The organism is Pseudomonas sp. GZD-209 (assembly GCF_049310485.1).
GTDB classification, from domain to species: Bacteria; Pseudomonadota; Gammaproteobacteria; order Pseudomonadales; family Pseudomonadaceae; genus Aquipseudomonas; species Aquipseudomonas sichuanensis.
The window spans coordinates 1-5,937 of the sequence record NZ_JBMOWQ010000261.1 but is presented as its reverse complement, the minus strand read 5'-3'; the positions used below and the strand labels follow the sequence as shown (position 1 = coordinate 5,937).

The 5,937-nt window shown below is 65.4% G+C and carries 2 protein-coding genes; one reads left to right on the top strand and one right to left on the bottom strand.

All coding sequences use genetic code 11. The annotated features are described in order from the left end of the window. Window positions 1–62: 62 nt before the first annotated feature. Window positions 63–4,016, bottom strand: a complete 3,954-nt coding sequence (putA, locus tag ACO6VM_RS25410) for a trifunctional transcriptional regulator/proline dehydrogenase/L-glutamate gamma-semialdehyde dehydrogenase (RefSeq protein ID WP_401055480.1) — start codon at window positions 4,014–4,016, stop codon at window positions 63–65. A gap of 361 nt (window positions 4,017–4,377) precedes the next feature. On the opposite strand from putA, the gene putP reads away from it, so the two are divergent. Beyond that, the gene (gene putP, locus ACO6VM_RS25405; RefSeq protein ID WP_401055479.1) at window positions 4,378–5,853 is read left to right on the top strand and encodes a sodium/proline symporter PutP; all 1,476 of its coding nucleotides are present in this window, start codon (window positions 4,378–4,380) and stop codon (window positions 5,851–5,853) included. Window positions 5,854–5,937: the final 84 nt, after the last annotated feature.

The following is a 5,937-nucleotide window of genomic DNA, read 5'->3' as shown; positions in this document are numbered from 1 at the left end:
GCTCCCACGCCATGCAGCTATTGGCGTGGGAGCGGGCTTGCCCCGCGATGGCGTCAGTTGGCTTAACCGATGGTCATCAGGCTGGCGTTACCCCCCGCCGCAGCGGTGTTCACACTCACCGCCCGCTCGATCACCAGGCGCTCCAGGGCAATCTGGTGATCGCCGCTCGACAGCCCATGCACGCCAACGATCGCGCCAGCACGCTTGGCAACCTGCTCGCAGATGCCGCGCAGCTGGTCCGAGTGGCCGTGGTGGATCACCGCGTCGAAGGCCACGTCGTCGTTGTTCCAGTCGGCCACCAGCTTGATCTTCGCTTGCAGCTCCTTCGGCAGGCGGCCGCGCACGGTCTTGGCCGGCTCGCCGTCCTGGAACACCGCCGAGCTACCCACCGCCAGCACCGCCGCGAACTGCGCCAGCAGGTCGGTTTCGTTGTCGGCCAGGCACAGCACGTGCTCACGTGGCAGCACGCTGTAGCTGTTGCGCTCGCCAGTCGGGCCAGGCAATACGCGGGTGATGCCGCTCTGCGACTGCTCGGCGAACTGCTCGCACAGCGCGGCCAGGTCGCTCAGTTGGCTGCCGGCCGCCCAGGTCTTGAGCGTGTTCAGCGGCTTGATCTGCTGGTCGCGTAGGGTGGTGTCGGCCGGGCTGCGGGCATCGTCGGCCTGGAAGTGGCGGGCGATGGCGTCGGCCGGGCGGGTCGACAGCAGGCGGTACAGGTACAGCGGGCCGCCGGCTTTCGGGCCGGTGCCGGACAGGCCTTCACCGCCGAATGGCTGCACACCGACCACGGCGCCGACGATGTTGCGGTTGACGTACATGTTGCCAGCATTGACGTTGCCCACCACCTTGGCGATGGTCTCGTCGATGCGGGTGTGCACGCCCAGGGTCAGGCCGTAGCCGGAGGCGTTGATCTGCTCGATCAGCTGGTCCAGGTCCTTGCGGTTGTAGCGCACCACGTGCAGCACTGGGCCGAAGATCTCGCGCTGCAGCTCGTCGAAGCTTTCCAGCTCGATCAGGGTCGGCATCACGAAGGTGCCGCGCTTGACCTCTTCACCTTCGGCGATGGCCACCTGGTACACGGTGCGGCCTTTGTCGCGCATGCCCTGGATGTGCTTCTCGATACCGGCCTTGGCTTCGGCGTCGATCACCGGGCCGATATCCACGGACAGACGCTCGGGGTTGCCCAGGCGGCTTTCGGCCATGGCGCCCTTGAGCATCTCGATCACGCGGTCGGCGGAGTCTTCCTGCAGGCACAGCACGCGCAGGGCCGAGCAACGCTGGCCGGCGCTGTCGAACGCCGAGGACACCACATCGATCACCACCTGCTCGGTGAGGGCCGAGGAGTCGACGATCATGGCGTTCTGGCCGCCGGTTTCGGCGATCAGCGGGATCGGGCGGCCCTGGTTGTCCAGGCGGCCGGCGATGTTGCGTTGCAACAGGCGGGCGACTTCGGTGGAGCCGGTGAACATCACGCCCTTGACGCGTTCGTCACCGACCAGGCCGGCACCGACGGTTTCCCCCTGGCCTGGCAGCAGTTGCAGCACGCCTTCGGGGATGCCGGCTTCCAGCAGCAGGCGCACGGCCTGGGCGGCGACCAGCGGGGTCTGTTCGGCGGGCTTGGCCAGTACCGGGTTGCCGGCGGCCAGCGCTGCGGCCACCTGGCCGGAGAAGATCGCCAGCGGGAAGTTCCACGGGCTGATGCACACCACCGGGCCCAGTGGGCGGCAGTTGTCGTTGCGCAAGTCGTTGCGTGCCTGCACCGCGTAGTAGCGCAGGAAGTCCACGGCTTCGCGCACTTCGGCGATGGCGTTGGCGAAGGTCTTGCCGGCTTCGCGCACCAGCAGGCCCATCAGCGGCTGGATGTCGGCTTCCATCAGGTCGGCGGCGCGTTCCAGGATCGCAGCACGCTCGGCCGGCGGGGTGGCCTGCCAGATCGGTGCGGCGTTCAGCGCGCACTGGATGGCGTTGTCGACGTCGGCAACGGTGGCTTCCTGCACGTGGCCGACCACATCGCGGTGATCCGCTGGGTTGAGCACTGCCACGGCGGCTTGCTCGCTGGCGGCGCAGGCCAGCAGCGGGGCGGCTTTCCAGTCGTTGTGGGCGGTGGCCAGCAGGGCGCAGGACAGCGACGCCAGGCGGTGTTCGTTGGCCATGTCGATACCGGCCGAGTTGGCCCGCTCGCTGCCATAGAGCGCACGCGGCATCGGGATGCGCGGGTGCGGCAGGCCGATGCTGCCTTCCTGGGTGCCCATGCGCTCGATGCTGGCGACCGGGTCGGCGACCAGTTCCTGGATCGAGATCGAGTGGTCGGCGATGCGGTTGACGAACGAGGTGTTGGCGCCGTTTTCCAGCAGGCGGCGGACCAGGTAGGCCAGCAGGGTTTCGTGGGTGCCGACCGGTGCATACACGCGGCACGGACGGTTCAGCTTGCCTTCGGAGACCTTGCCTACAACCTGCTCGTACAGTGGCTCGCCCATGCCGTGCAGGCACTGGAACTCGTACTGGCCCGGGTAGTAGTTCTGCCCGGCGATGGTGTAGATGGCCGACAGGGTGTGGGCGTTGTGGGTGGCGAACTGCGGGTAGATGGCTTCCGGCACGGCCAGCAGCTTGCGGGCGCAGGCGACGTAGGACACGTCGGTGTACACCTTGCGGGTGTAGACCGGGTAGCCTTCCAGGCCTTCGACCTGGGCGCGCTTGATCTCGCTGTCCCAGTACGCGCCTTTTACCAGGCGGATCATCAGGCGGTGGCGGCTGCGCTTGGCCAGGTCGATGACGTAGTCGATCACGTACGGGCAGCGCTTCTGGTAGGCCTGGATAACGAAGCCGATGCCGTTCCAGCCGGCCAGCGACGGCTCGAAGCACAGGCGCTCGAGCAGGTCCAGCGACAGCTCCAGGCGGTCGGCCTCTTCGGCGTCGATGTTCAGGCCGATGTCGTACTGCTTGGCCAGCAGGGTCAGCGACAGCAGGCGCGGGTACAGCTCGTTCATCACGCGCTCGTACTGGGCGCGGCTGTAGCGCGGGTGCAGGGCCGACAGCTTGATCGAGATGCCCGGGCCTTCATAGATGCCACGGCCATGGGACGCTTTGCCGATCGAATGGATCGCCTGCTCGTAGGAGGCCAGGTATTTCTGTGCGTCGTGCTCGGTCAGCGCGGCTTCGCCGAGCATGTCGTAGGAGTAGCGGAAGCCCTTGGCTTCGAACTTGCTGGCGTTGGCCAGGGCTTCGGCGATGGTTTCGCCGGTGACGAACTGTTCGCCCATCAGGCGCATGGCCATGTCGACGCCCTTGCGGATCATCGGCTCGCCGCTCTTGCCGATGATGCGGGTGAGCGAGGAGGTCAGGCCGGATTCGTTGTGGGTGCTGACCAGCTTGCCGGTCAGCAGCAGGCCCCAGGTGGCGGCGTTGACGAACAGCGACGGGCTGTTGCCCAGGTGCGGTTGCCAGTTGCCGGTGCTGATCTTGTCGCGGATCAGCGCGTCACGGGTGCCTTTGTCGGGGATGCGCAGCAGGGCTTCGGCCAGGCACATCAGCGCCACGCCTTCCTGCGAGGACAGCGAAAATTCCTGCAGCAGGCCCTGGACGATGCCGGCACGCCCGCCAGCGCTCTTCTGGTTGCGCAGCTTGTCGGCCAGGCTGGCGGCCAGCTTGTTGGTGGCTTCGGCCTGGGCGGCCGGCAGGCGCGCCTGCTCCAGCAGCATCGGCACAACTTCCGGCTCAGGGCGGCGGTAGGCGGCGGTGATCGCCGAGCGCAGCACCGATTGCGGCAGGATGCTTTCGGCGAACTCCAGGAAGCACTGGTGGGCGTGGTCGGTCGGCGCTTCGCCGGCCTCGTCGCCAAGGTTGACGGCGTGGCCGTTGAGGTCGTTCAGGGTGGCGCCACCCTCGAGCTTCTCGAGATAGTTGAAGATCGCTTGCTTGATCAACCAGTGCGGCGTGCGGTCGATGGACTGCGCAGCTGCCTTGAGTCGCTCACGGGTCGGGTCGTCAAGTTTGACCCCAAGGGTGGTCGTCGCCATTTCTTATCCTCGTTATTGGCCACGGGTGTGACCTAAGCTGGAGGCAAGATTAGCCTGTAGGACAATTCGGGTGCAACCGGGTGCAACCCGAATTTTTCGAGGCGAAGGTGCAACTCGTCTGAAGGACGTTTCCGTACAGCGGAAAAGGTCTTTTTCGGTGTTTTTTGTTATGGAAAACGCTGTGTTTGCTCCGAAATGGAGCAAAAACACGGTTTTATCCGAAAATGCAGGATTGGGTGCAACTTGCAAATGAAAAGTGGTTGCACCTCGTTCATGTTGTTGCATAGGATGCGCCGCCTGGGTGCAACCGTCGTCATGCGCGGCGGTCGCTGGAGATAAAAACAACGCCAGGGCACAACTCATGGGCAATCCTCTAACCATCACCTTCGTGGTGTACATCGCGGCAATGGTGCTGATCGGCTTCGCCGCCTATCGCTCCACCAAGAACCTTTCCGACTACATCCTCGGTGGCCGCAGCCTCGGTAGCGTGGTAACCGCGCTCTCCGCCGGTGCCTCCGACATGAGCGGCTGGTTGCTGATGGGCCTGCCGGGCGCCATCTACTTCGCCGGCCTCTCCGAAGCCTGGATCGCCATCGGCCTGACCGTCGGCGCCTACCTCAACTGGCTGTTCGTCGCCGGCCGTCTGCGGGTGCAGACCGAGCACAACGGTGATGCGCTAACCCTGCCGGACTACTTCTCGAGCCGCTTCGAAGACCAGAGTGGCGTGCTGCGGATCATCTCCGCCATCGTGATCCTGGTGTTCTTCACCATCTATTGCGCCTCGGGCATCGTCGCCGGCGCCCGCCTGTTCGAAAGCACCTTCGGCATGTCCTACGAAACCGCCCTGTGGGCCGGTGCCGCGGCCACTATCGCCTACACCTTCGTCGGTGGCTTCCTGGCGGTGAGCTGGACCGACACCGTGCAGGCCTCGCTGATGATCTTCGCGCTGATCCTCACGCCGATCATCGTGCTGATCTCCACCGGTGGCTTCGATACCACCTTCCTCGCCATCGAGGCGGTGGACCCGGCGCACTTCGACATGTTCAAGGGCGCTACCTTCATTGGCATCATCTCGCTGATGGGCTGGGGCCTGGGCTACTTCGGTCAGCCGCACATCCTGGCGCGCTTCATGGCCGCCGACTCGGTGAAGTCGATCGCCAACGCCCGCCGCATCTCCATGACCTGGATGATCCTGTGCCTGGCCGGTACCTGTGCCGTGGGCTTCTTCGGCATCGCCTACTTCTCGGCGCACCCGGACCTCGCCGGCCCGGTCACCGAGAACCGTGAGCGCGTGTTCATCGAGCTGGCCAAGATCCTGTTCAACCCATGGATCGCCGGTGTGCTGCTGTCGGCCATCCTGGCGGCGGTGATGAGCACCCTGAGCTGCCAGTTGCTGGTGTGCTCCAGCGCCCTGACCGAAGACTTCTACAAGAGCTTCCTGCGCAAGAACGCTTCGCAGCAGGAGCTGGTGTGGGTCGGCCGTCTGATGGTGCTGGCCGTTGCACTGATCGCCATCGCCATGGCCGCCAACCCTGAGAACCGCGTGCTGGGCCTTGTGGCCTACGCCTGGGCTGGCTTCGGTGCCGCCTTCGGTCCGGTGGTGCTGCTGTCGGTACTGTGGAAAGGCATGACCCGCAATGGTGCGCTGGCGGGTATCGTGGTCGGTGCGCTGACCGTGATCCTGTGGAAGCAGCTGGGTACCGATCTGTACGAGATCATCCCGGGCTTCCTGTTCGCCACCATCGCCATCGTCCTGGTGAGCAAGCTGGGCAGCCCGTCGAACAGCATGATTTCGCGCTTTGAAACCGCTGATGCGCAGTATCACGCCGACAAGTAATACCTGCTGAATCGGCGTTGTCCCTATCGGGGGGGGGAAACGGGTCCCCCCCACCCCCCCAAAGGGGGTGGGGGGGGGGGTTGT

Coding starts and splice junctions, on each gene's coding strand:
- putA (WP_401055480.1), bottom strand. CDS start 4,016: ATGGCGACGACCACCCTTGGGGTCAAACTTGACGACCCGACCCGTGAG.
- putP (WP_401055479.1), top strand. CDS start 4,378: ATGGGCAATCCTCTAACCATCACCTTCGTGGTGTACATCGCGGCAATG.